16 protein-coding genes are annotated in these 22,385 nt (G+C 60.2%); 14 read left to right on the plus strand and 2 right to left on the minus strand.

Features of this window, described 5'->3' with window-relative positions; all coding sequences use genetic code 11:
* Positions 1–239: 239 nt before the first annotated feature.
* Positions 240–1,568 (minus strand): 23S rRNA (uracil(1939)-C(5))-methyltransferase RlmD, encoded by a 1,329-nt coding sequence (gene rlmD / locus RX395_RS00595; RefSeq protein ID WP_316364711.1) that lies wholly within the window; start codon positions 1,566–1,568, stop codon positions 240–242.
* Between the two features lie 85 nt (positions 1,569–1,653).
* Complete coding sequence (ppk1, locus tag RX395_RS00600; RefSeq protein ID WP_316364712.1) at positions 1,654–4,056, minus strand: polyphosphate kinase 1; 2,403 nt, start codon at positions 4,054–4,056, stop codon at positions 1,654–1,656.
* Between the two features lie 557 nt (positions 4,057–4,613).
* On the opposite strand from ppk1, the gene arcA reads away from it, so the two are divergent.
* The 14 genes from arcA (at position 4,614) to murD (ending at position 22,363) form a co-directional block, all read left to right on the plus strand.
* Positions 4,614–5,855, plus strand: a complete 1,242-nt coding sequence (gene arcA, locus RX395_RS00605; RefSeq protein ID WP_099431519.1) for an arginine deiminase — start codon at positions 4,614–4,616, stop codon at positions 5,853–5,855.
* A 105-nt stretch (positions 5,856–5,960) separates the two neighbouring features.
* Positions 5,961–6,956: an ornithine carbamoyltransferase gene (argF, locus tag RX395_RS00610; RefSeq protein WP_006234279.1), complete on the plus strand. Its 996-nt coding sequence runs from the start codon at positions 5,961–5,963 to the stop codon at positions 6,954–6,956.
* 138 nt (positions 6,957–7,094) lie between these two features.
* Complete coding sequence (locus RX395_RS00615) at positions 7,095–8,582, plus strand: YfcC family protein (protein WP_394815226.1); 1,488 nt, start codon at positions 7,095–7,097, stop codon at positions 8,580–8,582.
* A gap of 604 nt (positions 8,583–9,186) precedes the next feature.
* The gene (locus RX395_RS00620; RefSeq protein WP_006234276.1) at positions 9,187–10,668 is read left to right on the plus strand and encodes a DUF1846 domain-containing protein; all 1,482 of its coding nucleotides are present in this window, start codon (positions 9,187–9,189) and stop codon (positions 10,666–10,668) included.
* Positions 10,669–10,924: 256 nt separating this feature from the next.
* Positions 10,925–11,263 (plus strand): helix-turn-helix domain-containing protein, encoded by a 339-nt coding sequence (locus tag RX395_RS00625; RefSeq protein ID WP_055286058.1) that lies wholly within the window; start codon positions 10,925–10,927, stop codon positions 11,261–11,263.
* A 178-nt stretch (positions 11,264–11,441) separates the two neighbouring features.
* Positions 11,442–13,103, plus strand: a complete 1,662-nt coding sequence (locus tag RX395_RS00630; RefSeq protein WP_055286060.1) for a CTP synthase — start codon at positions 11,442–11,444, stop codon at positions 13,101–13,103.
* Positions 13,104–13,105: 2 nt separating this feature from the next.
* Positions 13,106–14,047 (plus strand): site-specific tyrosine recombinase XerD, encoded by a 942-nt coding sequence (xerD, locus tag RX395_RS00635; RefSeq protein WP_215694156.1) that lies wholly within the window; start codon positions 13,106–13,108, stop codon positions 14,045–14,047.
* Positions 14,048–14,508: 461 nt separating this feature from the next.
* Complete coding sequence (locus RX395_RS00640) at positions 14,509–14,943, plus strand: division/cell wall cluster transcriptional repressor MraZ (RefSeq protein ID WP_006234269.1); 435 nt, start codon at positions 14,509–14,511, stop codon at positions 14,941–14,943.
* A 20-nt stretch (positions 14,944–14,963) separates the two neighbouring features.
* Positions 14,964–15,929 (plus strand): 16S rRNA (cytosine(1402)-N(4))-methyltransferase RsmH, encoded by a 966-nt coding sequence (gene rsmH, locus RX395_RS00645; RefSeq protein ID WP_006234266.1) that lies wholly within the window; start codon positions 14,964–14,966, stop codon positions 15,927–15,929.
* A gap of 90 nt (positions 15,930–16,019) precedes the next feature.
* Positions 16,020–16,490: a hypothetical protein gene (locus RX395_RS00650; protein ID WP_055309808.1), complete on the plus strand. Its 471-nt coding sequence runs from the start codon at positions 16,020–16,022 to the stop codon at positions 16,488–16,490.
* A gap of 260 nt (positions 16,491–16,750) precedes the next feature.
* Positions 16,751–18,373 carry a peptidoglycan D,D-transpeptidase FtsI family protein gene (locus tag RX395_RS00655; protein WP_316364723.1) on the plus strand — a complete coding sequence of 541 codons (1,623 nt, stop codon included), beginning with the start codon at positions 16,751–16,753 and terminating at the stop codon, positions 18,371–18,373.
* Between the two features lie 126 nt (positions 18,374–18,499).
* Positions 18,500–19,924 carry a UDP-N-acetylmuramoyl-tripeptide--D-alanyl-D-alanine ligase gene (locus RX395_RS00660; RefSeq protein ID WP_316364725.1) on the plus strand — a complete coding sequence of 475 codons (1,425 nt, stop codon included), beginning with the start codon at positions 18,500–18,502 and terminating at the stop codon, positions 19,922–19,924.
* 3 nt (positions 19,925–19,927) lie between these two features.
* Positions 19,928–20,947 (plus strand): phospho-N-acetylmuramoyl-pentapeptide-transferase, encoded by a 1,020-nt coding sequence (gene mraY / locus RX395_RS00665; protein WP_006234262.1) that lies wholly within the window; start codon positions 19,928–19,930, stop codon positions 20,945–20,947.
* Between the two features lie 9 nt (positions 20,948–20,956).
* Complete coding sequence (murD, locus tag RX395_RS00670) at positions 20,957–22,363, plus strand: UDP-N-acetylmuramoyl-L-alanine--D-glutamate ligase (protein WP_316364727.1); 1,407 nt, start codon at positions 20,957–20,959, stop codon at positions 22,361–22,363.
* Positions 22,364–22,385 lie beyond the last annotated feature (22 nt).

Raw genomic sequence — 22,385 nt, forward strand, 5'->3', positions numbered from 1 at the left:
CGATAGCGCGGCGGCGCTCGGTCTTGCTGAGGTTCGCCATGCCCTTCTTGAAGTTGAGGACCAGGTCTTCGGCGTTCATGCTGCCCCCATCATCGCGGTCTATGGGGTCAACGATATGGCACCGTGGTGACACATGTATGTCAATCCTGGTCTAACAGAGCCTTAAATAATCATTCGGAGCAAATTTATTTTTATCCCCGTCTCAGAAAAATCATCGGGCGTGGTCTTGGGCAAACAGTCTAGTTGCGCTTGAGGTGGACGACCGTTTCGCAGTGGAAGGTTTGTGGGAACAGGTCGACTGGCGTGATCTTTACGGGGGAGAAGGTGCCTTCTTCGACAAAGCGTTTGAGATCGCGCGCCAGGGTGGCCGGGTCGCAGCTCACGTAGGCGACATCGCGGGCACTCGTGCTGGCGATAAGGTCGATCGCTTCGGGGGCGAGGCCTGCGCGCGGCGGGTCGACCACCAAGACGTCGGCATCCTGGTCGGGGAACTCGCGCACCGCGTCTCCGCCAATGACGTCGACGTTATCGAGCTTGTTGATCTCGAGGTTGCGGCGCAGGTCGCGCACGGCCGGGCCGTAGGCCTCGACGGCGGCGACAAAGTCGCAGCGGCGGGCGAGCGGCAGGGTAAAGGTACCGGCACCGCAGTACAGGTCCACGGCAAGCTCGTCTTCCTGCGGGTCGAGCGCTTCCATGACAAGCTCGATCAAAATCTCGGCACCCTTGGTGTTGACCTGGAAGAACGACGGGGCCGAAAGACGCATTTGGCCGTCGGCGATGTTCTCGGTCCAGGAACCCTCGCCGGCGAGCATTTCGACCTTGGAGACACGGCGGGCCTTCTTTTCGCCCTTGCTCATCACGCGCACGATGCTCGTGGGATGAGCGGCGTCCGCCAGCACGCGGGAGACCTGCGAGCGCGGAAAAGAACCTGTGGGCGTCCAGAGTGCGACCTCGAGTGCCTTGGTGCGGCGCGATGCGCGAATGCCCACGCGCTCGAGGCCCAGGTCGTGGCTGCCGCTCAGATAATTGAGTGCACCGACGACCGATTTGAGTGCCTTGGGGAAGCGTTTGTCGAACAACGGGCACGAATCGACGGTCACGATCTCGCGGGGATCGACGCCGTGCATGCCAAGACGCACGCGACCGTTGACGACGGTTGGTTCGAGCTCGATTTTATTGCGGTAGCCCCAATCATCCTTGGTGTAGCGGATGGGTTGTACAAGCTTATCGACCTGATCGGGGCTGAACTTGCCGATACGCTCGAGCGTGGAACGCAGGTTTTGCTCCTTGGCGGCAAGCTGTGCCGTGCGCGAGAGGTTGCCCCACGAGCAGCCGCCGCAAATGCCAACGAAGGGGCAGGGAGGCTGGATGCGATCGAGGCTCGGCTCCAGTATCTCGGTGGTGCGGGCGCGCATGAACGACTTGCCGTCCTGCACGATCTCGGCCTCGACGGTGTCGCCTGCCGCGGCGCCCTGCACAAATACGGCTTTGCCGTTGTCGGCATGCGCCAGCCCGTCGGCGCCGTACGTCATCGATTCTATGGTGAGCTTCATATCCCTGCCTGTCATTCGCGTTGTTGTCCGCACCATGGTAGCAGGGAAAAGCGCCCCGCATCCGAGGCTTTCCTCAAATGCGGGGCGCTTCTACAAACGCCTATTTGGTCTTGCCGGTAATGAGCGTTTTAAGGCCTAGACCGATCAGGCCCAGACCCATGCGAACGCGACCGGGGCGATGGCGCTTGATGGCCTTGGCCGTGCCAGCGGACTTCTTGCGACGGGTACTCGTCTCGGGCGCGGGCTTAGCTGCCTGCGGCTCGGGCTGAGGTGCAGGCGCAGGCTCGGGCTCAATGACGGTCGCCTGGACCTCTTGGACTTTGGGTGCTACCGGCTGCGGCTCGGGCTCGGGGGCGGGTTTCGCCTCAATGACGGGCTCGGGCGTAGCCTCGGCGTTGCGATAAGCGCGCTCCAGCAGAGCCTCCTGCGAGTTGAAGGGTTTCTCACCCTCTGCACGCTCCACGGGGACCCAGGTGCCGTCGCTCGTAAGGTTGCGGGCTTTCACGTTGTCCCGCAGCTGCATGCCCATGTACTCGTGCACCAGGGCGCGGCAGGTGGGGTCGAGCACGGGGAAGGCGATCTCCACGCGGTGTTCGGTGTTGCGCGTCATCATGTCTGCCGAGCTCAGGTAAATCATGTCCGAGTCCACGCCAAAGGCGTAAACACGGGCGTGCTCCAAAAAGCGTCCGACGATGGAGCGGACATGCACGTTCTCGGTCTTGCCTGGAACACCGGGCTTGAGGCACGAGATGCCGCGGATGATCATGTCCACGCGCACGCCGGCACACGATGCCTCGGCGATCTTGTCGATAACCTCGCGGTCGGTGAGCGAGTTGAGCTTAAAGAACACGCGGGCGGGCTCGCCGGCAAGGGCGCGCTGGATCTCGCGGTCAAGCCCGCGCATGATGAGCGGTTTCAGTCCGACGGGCGCCACACCCAGGAAGCGGTAGTCGCCGCGCAGGTTGCCCAGCGACAGATTGCGGAAGAACAGGTTGGCGTCTTCACCGATGCCGGGATGGGCTGTCATGAGCATAAAGTCGCTGTAGAGTTTGGCCGTCTTCTCGTTAAAGTTGCCGGTGCCCAGCAGCGTCAGGCGTGTAAGCGCCATGCCCTCGCGATAGGTGAGCTGGCAGATCTTTGAGTGGCACTTAAAGCCCTCGGAGCCGTAGATGACGGTGCAGCCGGCCTCTTCCAGGCGCTCGGCCCATTCGATGTTGTTCTGCTCGTCAAAGCGCGCGCGGAGCTCCATGAGCACCGTGACCTCTTTGCCGTTCTCGGCAGCATCGATCAGCGACTCGCATAGGCGGCTCTGCTTGGCCACGCGGTAGAGCGTGATGCGCAACGAGATGCACTCGGGGTCATAGGCGGCCTCGTGCACCAGGTCCAAGAACGGGTTCATGGCCTCGTAGGGATAAAAGAGCAGCTTGTCGCCCTGCAGCACCTGTTCGCGGATGGAGCGGGTCATATCGATGGTGGGGTTGGGCTGCGGCTTAAACGGCGTAAAGAGCAGCTCGTTGCGCAGGTGCTCGGGAATCTTGCCCTCAATGCCAAAGACGTAGCCCAGGTTGAGCGGGATATTGCAGGTAAAGACCGAGCGACGCGAAAGCTCGAGCGCCTTGCGGATAGTCTTGAGCGTCGCCTTCTCGAGCGACCCCGAGACCGCGAGCACTACCGGCTGTAGGCGCAGGCGCTTCTTGAGAATACGCTTCATGTGCTGGCGGTAGTCCTCTTCCTCTTCGACGCCCTCGCCGTCCGGATCGATGTCGGCGTTGCGGGTGACGCGGATCAGCGCACGATCCAGCGGCTTATAGGAGCCAAAGCAGCTGTCCAGGCAGGCGAGGATGACGTCCTCGAGCAAGATGTAGGAGTAGGTGCCGGTGGGCGAGGGGATCTCGACCACGCGGTTCATCGAGGCGGGAATCTCGATAAGGCCCAGCAGGCTCTCCTCGTCGGTGGCGCCGTCCAGACCACAGGCCAGATAGAGCGCGCCATTGCGCAGGTTGGGGAAGGGGTGGCGAGGATCGATGACCAGCGGCGAGATGACCGGCGACACGTAGGCCTGGAAGTAGCGGGTTACAAAGGTGCGCTCCTCGGGCGTAAGCGAATCGATGCGGGCGCGGTGAACGCCCAAGGTGTCGAGCTTGCCCTCGATGCTCTTAAAGATGGACTCCCAACGGGTAAGGAGCCCGGGCATTTCGGCCATGACAGCATCGACCTGTTCGGAGGCGGTCATATTGCTCTTGTTGTCGACAGGTTGTTTTTTGAGCTCTGCCAGATCGGACAGGCCGCCCACGCGCACCATGAGAAACTCGTCGAGGTTAGACTCGAAAATCGACACGAACTTTAGACGCTCGAACAGCGGAACGGTCTCATCGAAGGCTTCGTCAAGCACGCGGTTGTCAAAGCGCAGCCAGCTAAGCTCTCGGTTTTGCGTGTACGAGAAGTCGCGCGGCGGCTTGCGCAGCTTTGCGGCGGCTTGCTTCTTTTCGATTTTGCTCGGCATATGCATCTGTCCGTTCAGTCCCCGTAGAGGACGGTAGCCTAACACTTTTCACTATTGTCTCAATTTAGTCGACCGCTGGCACGGACGTATCGCGTGAACGGTATCTTTACCTACTTCTTACGCTGCCAAGGCATGCAACTAACTGCCCAACTCGTTTGGAAACAATCTATATCCATACTCAACTGGTGAGGATGTATGAATAAGAATGATTGCGAGCTGAATATAATCGAATCCAAATTGAATCATGGACAAACGACATATATATGCAGAAAACCGTTTTAGCTATGCAATTCCTAAACATGAAAATATTTGTGCAATCTAGCTTAATTCCTTAGAAAAAAGAACATTTACCTTTGAAAACCTGCTTTAGAGAACCGAAGTGCATCATGGGGGAATCATATGCGAAATACCGTTCATCGCACTTTGCTGACCGTTCGGGGGCGAGGTGGTATTACGAATAGAATTTGGATATAACTAGAGCTGTCAGCAAGCAGCGTCCCATATGGAGGGGCGCTGATACATTCGGCCAGTAAGGCCCGAAAGAAAGGTAGGAGGCCATGACGAAAGGTCTGCACGTGCCTTCCGAGATCGGCAAGCTCAGGAAGGTCTGCCTGCACCGTCCCGGCGACGAGCTCCTCAACCTGCCGCCCGACGAGCTCGAGCGACTCCTGTTCGACGACGTCCCGTTCCTGGAGGTCGCGCAGCAGGAGCACGACACCTTCGCCCAGATCCTGAGGGACCAGGGCGTGGAGGTCCTCTATCTCGAGAACCTCGTCGCAGAGGTGTTCGACCAGGTCCCCGGCGCCCGCGCCGAGTTCACCGACCAGTACATCGCCGAGGCCGGCATCCGCGGCCAGCACATGCCGCAGATCGTCCGCGAGAAGCTGGACTCCATCGAGGACAACCTCGAGTTCGTCAAGAAGACCATGGCCGGCATGACCAAGGCCGAGATCGACATGCCCCTCACGGCGTCCACGACCCTCGACTCCCTGGTCAACTCCGAGTCCGAGTCCGACCTGATCATCGACCCGATGCCCAACCTCTACTTCACCCGCGACCCGTTCGCGGTCGTCGGCGAGGGCGTCAACCTCAACCGCATGTACTCGGTCACCCGCAACCGCGAGACCCTGTACGGCAAGTACGTCTTCAAGTACCACCCCGACTACAAGGACGTCTCGCTGTACTTCCGCCGCGACTGCCAGTTCCACACCGAGGGCGGCGACGTGCTGAACATCAACGAGAAGACCCTCGCCGTCGGCATCTCCCAGCGCACCCAAGCCGCCGCGATCGACGTCATGGCCCAGAACATCTTCTGGAACTCCGACTCCAAGGTCGAGCGCATCCTGGCCTTCGACATCCCGGTCTCGCGCGCCTTCATGCACCTCGACACGGTCTTCACCCAGATCGACGTCGATAAGTTCACGATCCACCCCGCCATCATGGGCACCCTGCGCGTCTACGAGCTGACCGCCGGCAAGAACCCGGGCGACGTGAACATCCGCCTGATCGAGGACACCCTCGAGCACGTCCTGGAGGACGCCACCGGCGTCGACCAGGTCAAGCTGATCCCCTGCGGCGGCGGCGACCCGATCGCGGCCTCCCGCGAGCAGTGGAACGACGGCTCCAACACCCTGTGCGTCGAGCCCGGCAAGATCTGCGTCTACGCCCGCAACACCGTCACCAACGACGTGCTGTACAAGGAGGGCCTGGACCTTCTCGTCGTGCCCTCCGCCGAGCTCTCCCGCGGCCGCGGCGGCCCGCGCTGCATGAGCATGCCCTTCTGGCGCGAGGACCTCTAAGTCTTTCCGTTTCCGGTGCGGTCCCCCTACAACCGCACCGGCTTCGCCCGTTAAACGGGCAACACTAATACTTACGTAATTCATTTCTTCGAAAGGAATCAAACCATGGGTGTTAACCTCTCCGGCCGTAGCTTCCTCAAGCTTCTCGACCTCACCACCGAGGAGATCGAGTACCTGCTCAAGCTCTCCAAGAACTTCAAGGATATGAAGCGCGCTGGCGTTCCGCACCGCTATCTCGAGGGCAAGAACATCGTTCTGCTCTTCCAGAAGACCTCCACTCGTACCCGCTGCGCCTTCGAGGTCGGCGGCATGGACCTGGGCATGGGCGTCACCTACCTCGATCCGGGTTCGTCGCAGATGGGCAAGAAGGAGTCCATCGAGGACACCGCCCGCGTTCTCGGCCGCATGTATGACGGCATCGAGTTCCGTGGCTTTGCCCAGGATGACGTCGAGGAGCTCGCTGCTAAGTCCGGCGTGCCCGTGTGGAACGGCCTGACCACTGAGTGGCATCCCACCCAGATGCTCGCCGACATCCTGACTGTCCAGGAGAACTTCAACTACGACATCAAGGGCAAGACCCTCGTCTTCATGGGCGACTGCAAGAACAACGTTGCTCGCTCCCTCATGGTTGTCTGCTCCAAGCTCGGCATGAACTTCGTGGCCTGCGGCCCCGAGGAGTGCATGCCCGCCGACGACGTCATCGAGGCCTGCAAGCCCATCGCCGAGGCCAACGGCTGCACCATCAAGCTGACCACCGACGTCAAGGACGGCGTCACCGGTGCCGACGTTATCTACACCGACGTGTGGGTCTCCATGGGCGAGCCCGACGAGGTCTGGGCCGAGCGCATCGCTCAGCTCACTCCGTATCGTGTTACCTCCGAGGTCATGGCTATGGCCAACCCGGGTGCCATCTTCCTGCACTGCCTGCCCAGCTTCCACGACACCAACACCACCATTGGCGCCGAGAAGTGCGAGCAGTTCGGCATCACCGAGCAGGAGGTCACCGACGAGGTCTTCGAGAGCCCCGCTTCCAAGGTCTTCGACGAGGCCGAGAACCGCATGCACACCATCAAGGCTGTCATGTACGCCACGCTCAAGTAAGAGCATCTAGCATCTCGCTCGGGGTGTATTGTTGAACACCCCGAGCGGCTGTGTCTGGTAAATATCTCGCGTCGGGCGGTGGGCACGGCACGGAAGATCCGCTTCGCACGAGAAAGTTAAATGATTTATGAAGGGGGGATGAGAACCATGACTGAGACCGCTAAGAAAAAGCGCGGTATGCCTTCATCGTTCACCATTCTTCTTGCTCTGCTGGCAATTGTCGCAGTGATTACCGTTATCGTCTCCGGCACGTCCGGCGGCGCGGTTACTGCCGCCCGTCTGAGCGATTTCTGCACCGCCCCGATTAAGGGCTTCGCTGACGCCCTGCCCGTCTGCCTCTTCGTTATGATCCTGGGCGGCTTCCTCGGCATGATGACCGAGACCGGCGCTCTGGACAACGGCATCGCCGTTCTGGTGCAGAAGCTTAAGGGCAACGAGATTATGCTCATTCCCGTGCTGATGCTCATCTTCTCCCTCGGTGGTACCACCTATGGTATGTGCGAGGAGACCGTTCCCTTCTACGCCCTGCTCGCCGCTACCATGATGGCCGCTGGCTTCGACCCCATGGTCGGTGCCGCTACCGTCCTGCTCGGCGCTGGCTGCGGCTGCCTGGGCTCCACGGTTAACCCGTTCGCCGTCGGCGCTGCCGTCGACGCTCTGACCGGCGTTGGCATTGAGGTCAACCAGTCCATCATCATCGGCCTCGGTGCCGTCCTGTGGATTGTCACTACCGCTATGTCCATCTTCTTCGTGATGAGCTACGCCAAGAAGGTCAAGGCTGACAAGGGTTCCACCATCCTGTCGATGCAGGAGCTCAAGGACGCCGAAGAGGCTCACGGCAAGGCTGCTTCCGAGGTCCACAAGGAGGTCAAGCTCACCGGTCGTCAGAAGGGTGTTCTGATCGCCTTCGCCTTCACCTTCGTCGTCATGATCGTCGGCTTCATTCCGCTGGCCGACCTCAACGAGGGCGTCGCCAACTTCTTCGACGCTGGCGCTGTCTACGACGCCGACGGTAACGCCGTCGTCCAGGGCTGGTCTGCCCTGATCACCGGCCTGCCCATTGGCCAGTGGTACTTCGACGAGGCTTCCACCTGGTTCTTCCTCATGGCCGTCCTGATCGGTATCATCGGTGGCCTGTCCGAGAAGCAGATCGTTAACACCTTCATCACCGGCGCTGCCGACATGATGTCCGTTGTTCTCGTCATCGCCCTCGCCCGTGGTATCTCCGTCCTCATGGCTAACACCGGCCTCGACGTCTTCGTCCTCGACGCTGCCGCCAATGCTCTGGCTGGCCTGTCCGGCGTGATCTTCGCTCCCATGAGCTTCCTGGTCTACTTCGGCCTGTCCTTCCTGATCCCCTCGACCTCTGGTATGGCTACCGTCTCCATGCCCATCATGGGACCGCTGGCTGTTAAGCTCGGCTTCTCGCCCGAGGTCATGGTCATGATCTTCTCCGCCGCCATCGGTGTCGTGAACCTGTTCACCCCGACCTCCGGCGCCATCATGGGCGGTCTCGCCCTGGCCAAGATCGAGTGGACGACCTGGCTCAAGTTTGCCCTTAAGCTCATTGTCGCTCTCTCCGTCGTCTGCGCCGTCATCCTGACCGTCGCCTGCGTGCTGATCTAAGTACCCAACGGGTACCCCACGGAAACCTTGACGATCCTGTAAAGGATCACCTGGTCATCGTCTGTCCGGTGGGGTCAACCCACCGGTAGACTCCTACCTTTAGCCCCCTCCCGTTCCGTGCGCGGGAGGGGGCGACTTTTTGTTCCGCGGTTTTACCAAACCGCGGAACCGGTCGACGCTACGCGCCGTCCAGAACGACAATTTGTCATTCAAAAGGCAAGGCATGACCAAAAGGTCTATGCCTCGCCTTTTTCATGCCAACTTGTACGTTCTGGACGGCGCTCGCTGTCCGTCCTCTGCCTGCGGCGCTTTCCATTGTTGGTGCAGAGGGCGCTTTGCCTACTCTGGCGGGCTTTCGCTGGCTTATGCTCAACCTGCGACGTTTCCATTATTGATACAAAGGCCAGGTTTGTTTGCGCCAAAAAGGGAAGTTGCGGTGGAATAGTTCCTGTTTGGCCGTCTGGAGGGGTTAAACGGGAACTATTCCACCGCAACTTATCGATGGCGTGTTTGGTTGGTGCCTGTTGATGGTCTGGGTATCGGGGAGGGCGGGCTCCGTTATAATCGCCTAGAACATTAAATGGAAACGGGACGGGAGCCATATATGCGCCAGGGTTTCGACAACGCGAAGTATATCGAGCTGCAGGCTGCTCACATTAAGGAGCGCATCTCGCAGTTTGGTGGCAAGCTCTATTTGGAGTTTGGCGGTAAGCTGTTCGATGACTATCATGCGAGCCGCGTGCTGCCGGGTTTTGAACCGGACAGCAAGTTCCGCATGCTCAAGAGCATCGCCGACGATGTCGAGGTTATCATCGCGATCAACGCGAACCACATCGAGAAAAACAAGGCTCGTGGTGACCTCGGCATTACCTATGACGAGGATGTGCTGCGCCTGGTTGACCTGTTCCGCGGCAACGGCTTTGCTGTCGCGGCTGTGGTCATCACCCAGTACGCCGGCCAGCCCGCTGCCGATGTGTTCCGCAACCGTCTGAACGCGCTCGGTATTCCCGCCAAGCTGCACTATCCCATCGAGGGGTATCCGCACGATGTCGATCTGATCGTGTCCGACGATGGCTACGGCAAGAACGAGTTTGTCGAGACCACCCGACCGCTCGTCGTGGTCACTGCCCCCGGTCCTGGCTCGGGCAAGCTTGCCACCTGCCTGTCTCAGCTCTATCACGAGCACAAGCATGGCACGGCCGCCGGCTATGCCAAGTTCGAGACCTTCCCTGTCTGGAATCTTCCTCTGACGCATCCGGTCAATATTGCCTACGAGGCCGCCACGGCTGACCTCGACGACGCCAATATCATCGATTCGTTCCACCTTGAGGCCTACAACAAGACCACGGTCAACTACAACCGCGACGTCGAGGCCTTCCCGGTAGTCCGTGCCCTGATGGAAAAGATCCTGGGCAAGAGCCCCTACCAGAGCCCTACGGACATGGGCGTCAATATGGTCGGCTTTGCCATCACCGATGACGATGCCTGCCGCGACGCTTCCAAGATGGAGATCGTCCGCCGCTACTTTACCGCGGTCGAAAATGTGCGCCGTACCGGCGTGGGCGATGAGCAAGTCGACCGTCTCAAGATTATTATGAAGAAAGCCGGCATCGATAAGAACTACTCACCGGCGCGCTCGGCAGCCCTCACCAGGGAGCAGCTGACGGGTGGTCCCGTGGGTGCCATGGTTATGCCCGATGGCTCCGTGGTGACCGGCAAGACTTCCACGCGCCTGGGCGCCGCGAGCTCGCTCATCATGAATGCACTTAAGCATGTCTCGGGCGTCGACCTTGAGCTCGAGGTCATTAGCGATGAAGCGATCGAGCCCATCAGCAAGCTCAAGACGCATTTCCTGGGCAGCAAAAACCCGCGCCTCCACACCGACGAGACGCTTATGGCGCTGTCGATCACCTCGGCCACGAGTGAGACGGCCGCTCGCGTCCTTTCGGGCCTGGAGCAGCTGCGCGGTTGCGATGCCTTCTTTAGCGTGATTATCTCGCCGACGGACGAGACGGTACTGCGCAAACTGGGTATCAACGTGTGCTGCGAGCCCAAGTTTGAGCGCCGCGGTTTCTTCCATCGCTAAGTTTGAAGCACCGCGGTAATTGCATTGCATTTTGGCCGTATCGGGTTAGCGCCCGGTACGGCTTTTTGATCAATAAAGCGCCTATTTCGGCGAAAAGTAGCTGTTTACCTGCCTAGAAACAATTTGAGCGGTATACAATAACCGTAACTGTTTCATCCTTAGCGGGATGCCGCATGATGGATATTACCTGCCATCGTGAGGTGTGTCGGTCGCGCACGGCGCGTTAGATGCTCGTGCTCGGTTTGAGGAGGCTGCTATGGCGGGCAAGGGTCGTGCGAGTGTCAACGATATGAAGCGTGTCGAGGTGCTGGTATTGATGGAGATCGACCAGCAAACCGAAGACAATGGCGGGCCGTATGGTTTCTCGCGCAAAACGCTTGCCGAGCGCGTGGGGGTTTCGCCGTATCGTGCCCGCGCCGCAATCGATCGCTTGGATTCCGAAGGCATGATTGATGTCGTCTCGCGTTATAGCGACGACGGCGGTCAGCTTGCAAATGGCATTTGCCTCACCGAACGTGGCGAGTGGTATCTTGAGGGCGTCCGTACCGGCATGCTCGTTCAAGAAATGCTTGAGGACGAGGTTTCTGATCGATAGCAGCATGTAACCCTTGCCATAGCGACGCCGCCTGGGAAACCGGGCGGCGTTTTGTTTCAAGATTGAGAAATGCAATCTCACGCGAGAAAAATTGCGAACGGTCCGCGGCGCGAGTATTACAATGAAGACCCGTAAGATGTGGATAAACAACTTCTACGGGAAGCGCAGGTAACTCAATATGACCAAGCATGTGTTCGTAACCGGTGGCGTGGTTTCGTCTCTGGGCAAGGGTATCACCGCGGCCTCGCTGGGCCGTCTGCTCAAGTCGCGTGGCTACAAAGTAACGATGCAGAAGGCTGATCCGTATCTGAACGTCGACCCCGGTACCATGAGCCCCTTCCAGCATGGTGAGGTCTTCGTTACCGAGGATGGTTACGAGTCCGACCTGGACCTGGGTCATTACGAGCGCTTTATTGATGAGAACCTGACCCGCGATTCCAACTTTACGACCGGCGCCATCTATAAGAGCTTGATCGCCCGCGAGCGTCGCGGCGACTTTTTGGGCGGTACCGTGCAGGTGATTCCTCACGTCACCAATGCCATTAAGGACAAGTTCCGCCGCATCGAGGAGCAGACCGGCTCCGATGTAGTCATCACCGAGCTGGGCGGCACGATCGGCGACATCGAGTCCCAACCGTTTGTCGAGGCCATCCGTCAGTACCGCAAGGAGGCCGGCCCCGAGAACGTCTGCTACATCCACGTGTCGCTCGTTCCCTATATCGCCGCCGCCCACGAGGTCAAGACCAAGCCCACGCAGCATTCCGTCAAGGAGCTCCGCAGCTTTGGCATCCAGCCCGATATCATCGTGCTGCGCTCCGACCACCATATCGATGACGCTATCCGCGGAAAGATCGCAAGCTTCTGCGACGTCGACACCGATTGCGTCTTTACCAACGAGGACTGCGCGAGCATTTACGATGTTCCGCAGCTGCTTGCCGAGCAGGACTTTGACCTGCGCATTTGCGAGCGCCTGGGTCTGGACCCGCGTGAGCGCGACATGAGCGAGTGGAATGAGTTCCTGCGCAAACAGAATCACGCCAACCATCACGCCGACAAGGTGAAGATCGCCGTCGTGGGCAAGTACACGCAGCTGCCCGATGCGTACCTGTCGGTTATCGAGGCCCTGCACCATGCGGGCGTCTTCTACGATCGCCATGTGGACGTTCAGCTGGTCGACGGCGAGAGCCTCGACGAGCAGAATGTCTCCGAGGTTCTGGGCGACGCCTCGGGCATCCTGGTCCCCGGCGGCTTTGGCAAGCGCGCCCTGGAGGGCAAGATCCTCGCGGCCGAGTTTGCCCGTGAGCACAAGATTCCGTATCTGGGCATTTGCCTGGGTATGCAGGTGGCCGTGTGCGAGTTCGCCCGCAACGTCGTCGGCCTTGCCGGCGCCAGCTCCTCCGAGTTCGATCCGGACGGCCCGTTTAGCGTCATCGATCTGATGAGCTCGCAGGAGGACGTGACCGAGAAGGGCGGCACCATGCGTCTGGGCGCCTATCCGTGCAAGCTCGCCGCCGATACCCTTGCTCGCGAGGCATATGGCGAGGAGCTCGTCTACGAGCGTCACCGTCATCGCTTTGAGTTCAACAACGCCTTCCGTGACCAGCTCGAGGACGCCGGCTTGGTTATCTCGGGTCTGTCGCCCGACGAGCGCCTGGTCGAGATGGTCGAGCTGCCGCGCGACGTGCATCCGTGGTATGTGGCAACCCAGGCTCATCCCGAGTTCAAGAGCCGCCCGACCAACCCGCAGCCGCTGTTCCGCGAGTTCGTGCGCGCTTCGATCGGCCAGCACGAGGGTGTCGACCGTCTGCAGGTGACACCCATGAACCTCGCTACGGACTAAGGGTGCCGGCGAATAAGGAACATACCGAAGCTACTCCCTCGTCGCTCGCCGTGGCGGCGGGGGAGTATCTCGATTACCTCGCGGTCGAGCGGGGTTTGGCGCGCAACACGATTGCGGCCTATCGTCGTGACCTGACGACGTACTGCGCCTATCTGGAGCGGGCGGGTATTGTGTCTTTTGAAGAGGTGACCCGTCAGGTCGTGGAGGGCTTTGTCGCCGACCGTCGCGATGGGGGCTATTCGGATGCCTCGGTGGAGCGTGCGCTTGCGGCCGTGAAGGGCCTACATGCCTTTTTGGTGCGCGATGGGGCTGTGGCCCAAAATCCAACGGCGGCGTTGCGCCTGCCTAAAAAGGCTGAGCGTTTGCCGGAGTATCTATCGGTGGAGGATGTCTCGGCGCTGCTCGATCAAGACTTCCCCGAGGGCGAGATGGGCTTGCGCGACCATGCCATCTTGGAAGTGCTCTACGGATGCGGTTTGCGTGTGAGCGAGTTGGTGGGGCTCGATGTGGGCGATATCCATATCGACGATGGCTTTGTGCTCGTTCGTGGTAAGGGCTCGAAGGAACGCCTGTCCCCGCTGGTAGGAAGCGCGGCGCGAACTCTGACGCTTTATGTAACTGAGGGGCGTTCTCGCTTGGCGGCCCATGCCCGCGGAACCGAGACCTCGGCGGTCTTTTTAAATAAGAACGGCCGCCGTCTGTCGCGCCAGGGCATCCATGCCATCTGTGAGCGCTACGGGCGCCAGGTGGGACTGGTGGGGCTCCATCCCCATACGCTGCGTCACTCCTTTGCCACCCATATGCTTGCGGGCGGCGCAGACCTCCGTGTGCTACAGGAGATCTTGGGACATGCCGATATATCGACCACGCAGGTCTACACGCATGTCGATCGTACGCAACTGACCGAGGTCTATTTGGCGGCGCACCCGCTGGCACATCGTTAACACATCGCTGACCTGCATATTTATAGGTATTTGGGGACGGGCTCCAGATTGCCGCGGCGTGCTTTTGCGCGCGCATGGGCAATCTGGGGCCCGTCCCATTTTTCGCCACTTGGCGTCGCGGTGGTGGGCCGCACGTGCCTTGGGTGGGGGAGTTTGGGGGCGATGTGAACGGCATGTAAAGGGACGTAAAAATCGCCTCAAGGTCAACTTGAAGGTTGAGGTTCGCGGGTGTGGTTCTACAGGTGGCATCACGCCTTTGCTGAAAACACAACATATTGTGTTTTCGAACATATGCTTGGGGTGTTTTGCGATATATGGTGAGTGGAGTGGTGGGGCGGGGTGGGGGAAGGGGTGGGGAAAGGTGTTGAAAAATGGGGCGGTTCCCCATATTATTGATGACGTCGACAGGCGGGGTGGTTCCCCGCGTACGTGCCATCTGAGTAACCGAGGGGAGGGCGCACATGGGAATGACTGGTGCATACGAGCGCAATCTCGATGCAAAAGGTCGTCTGTCCCTGCCTGCACCCCTTCGCGAGGAGCTTGGAGAGCACGTTCGCGTGTTCAAAGCCCTGGATGTCGATGCTCTGTACGTGTTCTCTGCCGAGGCCTTCGATAAGTGGGTCGAAGGACTCTTCGCGGGTCGTGAGGGCCACGAGGGTTTTAACCCGCGTGACATTAATGACCAGAAGCTCATGAGGGCGATCAACAAGCGCACCACGTCGATGGACGTGGACAGCGCCGGTCGTATCGGTCTTTCCGAGTCTCTCCGCAAGCAGGCGAACCTCGACCGCGAGGTCACGGTTGTGGGCAACTACGACCACCTTGAGGTTTGGGATCGCGCCGCGGCCGATGAGGACGATGACGATGAGGCCCTGCTGGACCTCTTCTTCTCGTAAGGGCAAGGCACGGGTAACGGATGGAGCGTGGGATCTTGACACAAGAATATCGGCATGAACCTGTCATGCTCGGCGAAGTGCTTGAGTCGCTGCGGCTAAAGAGCGGCTCCGTTGTCTGCGATTGCACCCTTGGCGGTGCCGGCCATTCGGTAAAGATGGCCGCGCAGGTGGGGGAGACGGGCCTTTTGCTCGGCGTCGATCAGGACGACATGGCCCTCGAGGCCGCTGGCGCCCGTCTGGACCGCGAGGTTCCCGGCGTTCCGCACCAGCTGCTGAAGGGCAACTTCGGCGACTTGGACGAGCTGCTTTGCTCGGCCGAGGTGCCCGGGGTCGATGGCTTCCTGTTCGATTTGGGCGTTTCGTCACCGCAACTCGATATCCCTGGCAGGGGCTTTTCGTATAACGAGGACGCCCCATTGGACATGCGGATGGATCCGGGCAATAACACCTTAAACGCAGCTGAGGTCATCAACACCTATAACGAACACGACCTCGCCCGGATTCTACGCGTCTACGGCGAAGAGAAGTTCGCCTCGCAGATCGCGCGCGAGATCGTGCGCCGCCGTGAGCAAGAACCGATCGAAACCACCGGCCAATTTGTCGAGATCATCAAGGCGGGTATCCCGGCTGCCGCTCGTCGGCATGGTGGACACCCGGCCAAGAAAAGTTTCCAGGCCATTCGCATCGAGGTCAATCACGAGCTCGATGTGCTCGAACGAGGGCTTGATGCCGCCACCAGGTGGCTCAACCCGGGCGGACGTATCTGCGTCATCTCGTATCACTCGCTCGAGGACCGTATCGTAAAGAACCACTTTAAGGAGATGAGCCAGGGGTGCACGTGTCCGCCGGAGATTCCGGTGTGCGTGTGCGGCAACGTGCCGATACTCAAGGTCATCACCCGCAAACCCTTGGTTGCCCAGCCTGATGAGGTTGAGCGCAACCCTCGGGCGAGATCAGCCAAAATCCGCGTGGCGCAGCGTCTGTAGGCGCGACCGCGCGATATTGGACCTCCCGCTCGCACCATAAACGAAGCTTAAACACACTACCAACGTACTCGGGATGGGAGGCGGCATATCATGGGCTACAACACTTCAAGCGCAGCACTCGCCTATGATATGAACGCCATGCCCGCCTATCGTGAGACGCCGCAGGCCCCCGTTGCTCCCCGTGAGCAGCGCGCGCCGCGCTTTGATGTCTACACGGGCGCGGGCCGTCAGGCAAACCAGGCGGTAAGCCCGGTTTTCATGAGCGTTCTTAAAACGTTTTGCATCATTGCGGCTATCTTCATGACGATCGGCGTCGCCCGCGTGGCGCTCGCCGGCGTTACGGCCCAGGTGCTCAACAGCAACGCCGAGCTTACCAGCACGCTCGAAAAGGCGACCGATGAGAGCTCCGACCTGGAGGTCATGCATTCGGTCTATGGCGCCGACACGCGCATTCGCGACCTTGCGGGCGCTTATGGCATGGTGGAGCCCAGCGAGAGCGTTACACTTGACTTTTCGCAGGATGCAGCCGCGGGCGCCAACGCGACCGCGACCGCTCAGTAGCAAGACGGTAGCTGAGTATGACAAATGACTATCGCCGCGGTTCCGATGGGGGCCGCGGTTCTGGACGTCCCTCGTCGCGGGGACGTTCTGGTTATCAAGGAACGGGTCGGCAATCTTACAACGCCGGGCAGTCCCGTGGCAACGACCCGGCGTCGCGACTTCGCGGCTCGGGCGGCCCTCAAGTGCATAACACCAGGTCGCGCAAGAGTTCGTCGACCGAATGGCTCACAGGCGCACCTCTGCCTCGCCGCAAAGCCGTCATGGGCTTCATCGGGCTTGGCTTGGGCTTGGGCGTCTTTCGCCTTGCCGACTATCAAATTGTCGAAGCCGATAAACTGCGCGAGCGTGCCGATGCGCGCCGCCTGCTTGCGCAGACCCTCTATGCCAAACGCGGCACCATCTACGACCGCAACGGCAACGTGTTGGCGTCGTCGGTCGAATGTCGCAACATCGCCGTGAACCCGCAGCTTGTCGAGGATGTTGACAAGACGGTGTCGGCGCTGGTCAAGGCAACTGGAATCGATAAAAAGACCTGCCGCAAGCTCGTTGAGTCCGATGGAACCTGGGTGTATATCAAGCGCCAGGTGGACGAAGACGATGTCGCGGCGCTGGAGAAGAAGAACCTGCCCGGCGTGCTTTTTGAGCAGTCCATGAAGCGCGTATATCCATACGGCAATCTGGCATCGCAGGTGCTGGGTGTAGTGAATGTAGACAACGACGGCTTGACGGGTCTCGAAAAGCAATACAACAAGCTTCTGACCGGCACGAACGGTTCTCTCGTACGCGAGCGCGCGAGGGACGGCAGCTATATCGCGGGCGGTGCCTATAAAAAGGTGGCTGCGGTCGACGGCGTTGATATCGTGACGACGCTCGACGTCAATATCCAGCGTGCGGCCGAGGATGCCCTGGCAGAGGCAGTTGAGAAGACTAAGTCCAAGAACGGCTCGGCGCTGGTCACCGATCCTACGACAGGCGAGATCTTGGCAGCCTGCTCGTACCCGACTTACGACCAGACCGATCTGGAAAACGCCAAGACCGAGGATATGAACTTGCGCCTGGTCACCGACGCCTACGAGCCCGGCTCGGTTTTTAAGACGCTCGTGGCGGGCGCCGGCTTCGACTTGGGCGTCGTGCGATCGAGTACGTCGTTTGAGGTGCCGGCGAGCATCAAGGTGGGCGACGATACCGTCACCGATGCCGACAAGCGCGACTATGCCATGACCATGGATGTGCGCGAGATGATGCGCCGTTCGTCCAACGTGGGCTTTGTCCTGGTGGGGCGCAAGATCGGCGCCGACGACTTTGCCGCCTATGTGGACAAGTGGGGCATCGGTCACAGCTCCGGTGTCGATTTTCCGGGCGAGAGCCTGGGCATCGTCAAGGAGCGTGACCAGTATGACGGCGCCACGCTGGGCTCGATGAGTTTTGGACAGGCATTGTCCGTCTCGCCGATTGAGATCGCACGTGCCGTGGGCGGTATCGCCAACGGCGGCGTGATGATGACCCCGCACTTCTATAAGTCCAGCAAGGGCGACGAGAAGGACTGGGGCGAAGGCGAGCGTGCGATTTCTGAGGATGCCGCATCCCAGGTGACATCGTGCATGCAGACGGTCGTGTCCGAGGGAACGGGCGTTGGCGGCGCGGTTGACGGCTATGACGTGGCGGGTAAGACCGGTACGGCCGAACGTGCCGACGAGAACGGCGGCTACCTCAAGGAGAACTACATGTCGTCCTTTATGGGCTTTGCACCGGCACAATCGCCCAAGGTGCTGTGCTATATCACGCTCGACGGAACGCCGAGCGGCTCAGATGCCGCTGCGGTGCCGTTCCAGTCCATTATGGCCAACGCGCTCGACGTGCTGGGTATCCCGCACACGAAGTAGGGGGTTACAATCTTTGGGGCGTTGTTTGTTGTCCCATATGAGGGTGTTCACATGCCCTGCACCACGCATGTGCGGCGCTGGGATACAATACGCCGATAGCATTATTAGGTTTACAGGGGAGCTGCAATGATAGAGATCGCCGTCAACAACCTCGCGGCCGCAACAGGGGCCCGAACCGTGACGGGAGAAGCCGATCGGGTATGCCGCGGGTGCGTTATCGACTCGCGCCAGGTCGAGGAAGGGACGATTTTCGTCGCCTTTCCCGGTGAAAACGTCGACGGCAATGATTTTGCTTCCCGTGCCGTCCAGTCGGGTGCCGGCGCCGTCGTGATGACGCGTGAGCCCGAGGCCGAGCTGGTCTCGCTGGCGCAGGACAGGGGCTGTGCCATCCTGCTGACCGATGATCCCGAGGAGTTTCTGCTGTGTTTGGCGCACGCGTATCGCCTGGAGCTTGGCTGCCTGGTCGTTGGCATTACCGGTTCCATCGGCAAGACGACGACCAAGGACGTGCTCGCCGCCGTGCTCGCCAAGCGCTATCGTGTCTGGGCCACCAAGGGCAATTTCAATAACCTGATCGGCATGCCGCTCACGGTGCTTTCCGCTCCGGCCGATACCGAGGTCCTGGTGCTCGAGATGGGCATGAACCATTTCCACGAGATTGAGCGCCTGTCCAAGTCCGCCAATCCCAACCTTGCCATCGTGAGCAAGATCGGCACCTCTCATATCGGTATTTTGGGCAGCCGCGAGAACATCGCCCGCGCTAAGGCCGAGATTGTCCAGGGTATGCGCGCCGCCGGCGACTTCTTGCCGCTGCTGGTTTTGGGCGGTGAGGACGACTTTACGCCGTTCATTCGCGATACGTTCGCCCAGCCTGCTGGTATCGATGTGATGCTGGCCGGCGTCTCGGACGATGATGAGGTCCGTGCCCGCGACATTCGTGTTGATGACGAGGGCCGTCCGGTCTTTACGCTCGATTTCGGCCAGGGTGAGACGACCGATACCATGCTTGCCATCCCCGGCGTGCAGTCCGTCCCAAATGCCGTTAAGGCCGCCGCAGTTGCCTATCGCCTGGGCGTGACGCCCGAGCAGATCGATGCTGCCTTTAGAGGCCTCACGATCACCGGTCACCGCCAGGAGATCAAGCGCGCCAAGAGCGGTGCCCGCGTCATCGACGATTCCTATAACGCCAGTGCCGAATCCATGGCTGCTGGCCTCGATCTGCTGTGCTCGCTTTCGTGCACGGGGTCTCGTATGGCGATCCTGGGCGAGATGGGCGAGATGGGCGATGAGGCTCCTCGCATGCATGAGCTCGTGGGCGCCTATGCCGCCGCCAAGAAGCTCGACATGCTGGCGTGCGTGGGTGGTGAGCTGGCCCAGCTTATGGCCGATGCCGCGCGCATGATGGGCATGGACGAGGACCGCATCCAGGTGTTCTCCGATTATCAGCAGGTGCTCGACCGCATGGGCGGCGCGCTTGAAAAACATGATGTTGTACTGGTCAAGGGTTCCCGCTTTGTTGAGCTCGACCGCTTTGTGGAAGGTGTGTGCTAGCCCATGTTCGGCAATCCCTCGTATCCAACGTATCAGGCTTTTTTGGGGCTTGGCATCGCCGCCGCCATTGCGTTGCTGCTCATGCCGTGGTGGATCAAGCTACTCAAGGTCGAGGGTATCGGCCAGCAGGTTCGTGCCGACGGACCCAAGCGTCATTTGGTTAAGCAGGGAACGCCCACCATGGGTGGCGTTGTCATCCTCGTCGCGATCTCGCTGACCTGTCTGCTGATGGGCAAGCTCACCACCGAGCTCGTGCTCGTGCTCCTCGCCACGCTGGCGACCGGCGTGCTGGGCCTGATCGACGACCTGACCTCCGTTACGCATGGGCGCTCGCTCGGTCTGACGCCTCATGCCAAGATGATCGGCCTAACCATTATCTGTGTCACCTTTACGGTGCTCGCCGTCAACTGGTGCGGCGTCGCCCCCGAGATTCGTTTTCCCGGCGGCCTGACGATTGACCTCGGTGTTCTTTCGACCACCATCTGCGGCCTTTCGTTCCCATGGCTCTACATTGTCTTTTGCTGGCTGATGATCGCCGGTCTTTCTAATGCCGTGAACCTGACCGATGGCCTTGATGGTCTTGCTGGCGGCACCTCTATGATTGCCATGCTCGCCATGGCTGCCATGGCGTTTTTGCACGGAGACGTGAACCTGTCCATCTTCTGCACCGCGTGTGCCGGTGCCTGCTTGGGCTTTCTGTGGTTCAACTGCTATCCGGCGAGCATCTTTATGGGCGATACCGGCTCGCTTGCCCTGGGCGCCGCGTTTGCCTGCACGTCCATCATGACCAACACCGAGGTCGTCTCCCTCATCATCGGCGGCCTGTTTATCGTTGAGACCCTGTCGGTCATGATTCAGGTTGTCTATTTCCACTTTACGCACAAGCGCGTCTTCCTTATGGCGCCCATCCATCATCATTTCGAAAAGAAGGGCTGGGCCGAGACCAAGGTTGTCATCCGTTTTTGGATTATCGCTGCGGCCTTTGGTGCCGTTGGCCTTGCTTTGTTCTTCCAGTTGGGATAGTGGTCTTTCATGCCTCTTGCTGATGTCTTTAGCCTGCTCGTTTTGGGTCAGGGCAAATCCGGTCTCGATGTCGCTCGCTGGGCGCTGGCACATCCCGAGCGCGTAAGCGCCGTTACCGTGTGTGGCGGCGGCACCTCTGAGCCCAATGACGCCACGCGCGCGCTCGAGGCTGCTGGTGCGTCGTTTGTCTATGGGACCGAACAGGTCGAGGGCGCCTATGACGTATGCGTGACGTGCCCGGGCATCTCGGAGTTCTCGGGCTTCTTTAAGGCCGGGCGCGAGCATGCCGCCCAGATTATGGGTGAGCCCGAGTTTGCCTATCGCCTGTCGCCCGATAACTGGATTGCCATCACGGGCACCAACGGCAAGACGACCACCACGTCGCTGACTGATTATCTGCTCAAGGCTGCCGGCGAGGCCAGCGTTGCTGTCGGCAACATCGGCGAGCCGCCGGTCAACGAGATTGACGGCCGAGCCCACAACGAGTGGTTTGTGGCTGAGCTCTCGAGCTATCAGATTGCTACGACCACCGAGCTCCACCCCCGCGTGGCGGTGCTGCTCAACATCACTCCCGACCACTTGGGCTGGCATAAGAGCCATAAGAACTACGCGCTTGCCAAGATTAAACTGTTTGACAATATGGTCGATGACGATCTGGCGGTTGTCGACGTCGAAGACGCCGGCATTCACGAGTTCGATGAGTACATCTACACGCCGGGTCGTCGCATCTGCAAGGTTGCCTTTGACGAGCCTGAGGGCGAGGATGCCGCCTTTGTGCGCGATGGCAAGATGATCGTGCGTCTGAAGGGCGTCGAGACCCCGCTCATCGCTACATCCGAGCTCAAGATCTCGGGCCATCACAATGTTATCAATGCCCTGTGCGCTGCCACGGCTGCCTTGGCGGTCGGTGCCGATGTCGATGGTGTCTGCCGCGGTCTTGCCTCGTTCCAGCCGCTCGAGCACCGCGTGGAGCCGTGTGGCGAGATTGACGGCGTGCGCTACGTCAACGATTCCAAGGCGACCAACACCGATGCGGTCGAGAAGGCGCTGACGGCATTTCCCGATGACGACGTGATCTTGCTGCTCGGCGGCCACGATAAGGGCACGCCGCTCACGGACTTCGCGCGCGTTGTTATGGATAACGTACGCTCGGTCGTCTGCTTTGGCGATGCGCGCGAGCGCTTCACCGCCGCTATGGACGAGGCCGATGTCGATGGCGATGTGGATATCGCCCAGGCGGATGACCTGCGCGACGCCGTGGACGTTGCCCGTTCGCTTTCGAGCCGTGGTGACGTGATCTTACTTTCTCCTGCCTGCTCTTCGTTCGATGAGTTCTCGGGCTATGAGGAGCGCGGCCGCGTGTTTAAGGACTACGTGGCTCAGCTTGCCGCTACAGCGAAATCACAAATGGAATAGGGGTTGCGGTGAGAGAGGAGAG

It is taken from the genome of Collinsella aerofaciens, from assembly GCF_032584215.1.
In the GTDB taxonomy this organism is placed as follows: Bacteria; Actinomycetota; Coriobacteriia; order Coriobacteriales; family Coriobacteriaceae; genus Collinsella.

Excerpts from the sequence above, each read along its gene's own strand:
- RX395_RS00625 (WP_055286058.1), top strand. The coding sequence starts at position 10,925 with ATGGCGGGCAAGGGTCGTGCGAGTGTCAACGATATGAAGCGTGTCGAG.
- rsmH (WP_006234266.1), top strand. The coding sequence starts at position 14,964 with ATGGAGCGTGGGATCTTGACACAAGAATATCGGCATGAACCTGTCATG.
- RX395_RS00630 (WP_055286060.1), top strand. The coding sequence starts at position 11,442 with ATGACCAAGCATGTGTTCGTAACCGGTGGCGTGGTTTCGTCTCTGGGC.
- mraY (WP_006234262.1), top strand. The coding sequence starts at position 19,928 with ATGTTCGGCAATCCCTCGTATCCAACGTATCAGGCTTTTTTGGGGCTT.
- argF (WP_006234279.1), top strand. The coding sequence starts at position 5,961 with ATGGGTGTTAACCTCTCCGGCCGTAGCTTCCTCAAGCTTCTCGACCTC.
- RX395_RS00615 (WP_394815226.1), top strand. The coding sequence starts at position 7,095 with ATGAGAACCATGACTGAGACCGCTAAGAAAAAGCGCGGTATGCCTTCA.
- murD (WP_316364727.1), top strand. The coding sequence starts at position 20,957 with ATGCCTCTTGCTGATGTCTTTAGCCTGCTCGTTTTGGGTCAGGGCAAA.
- ppk1 (WP_316364712.1), bottom strand. The coding sequence starts at position 4,056 with ATGCCGAGCAAAATCGAAAAGAAGCAAGCCGCCGCAAAGCTGCGCAAG.
- rlmD (WP_316364711.1), bottom strand. The coding sequence starts at position 1,568 with ATGACAGGCAGGGATATGAAGCTCACCATAGAATCGATGACGTACGGC.
- RX395_RS00660 (WP_316364725.1), top strand. The coding sequence starts at position 18,500 with ATGATAGAGATCGCCGTCAACAACCTCGCGGCCGCAACAGGGGCCCGA.
- RX395_RS00650 (WP_055309808.1), top strand. The coding sequence starts at position 16,020 with ATGGGCTACAACACTTCAAGCGCAGCACTCGCCTATGATATGAACGCC.
- arcA (WP_099431519.1), top strand. The coding sequence starts at position 4,614 with ATGACGAAAGGTCTGCACGTGCCTTCCGAGATCGGCAAGCTCAGGAAG.
- RX395_RS00655 (WP_316364723.1), top strand. The coding sequence starts at position 16,751 with ATGGGCTTCATCGGGCTTGGCTTGGGCTTGGGCGTCTTTCGCCTTGCC.
- RX395_RS00620 (WP_006234276.1), top strand. The coding sequence starts at position 9,187 with ATGCGCCAGGGTTTCGACAACGCGAAGTATATCGAGCTGCAGGCTGCT.
- RX395_RS00640 (WP_006234269.1), top strand. The coding sequence starts at position 14,509 with ATGGGAATGACTGGTGCATACGAGCGCAATCTCGATGCAAAAGGTCGT.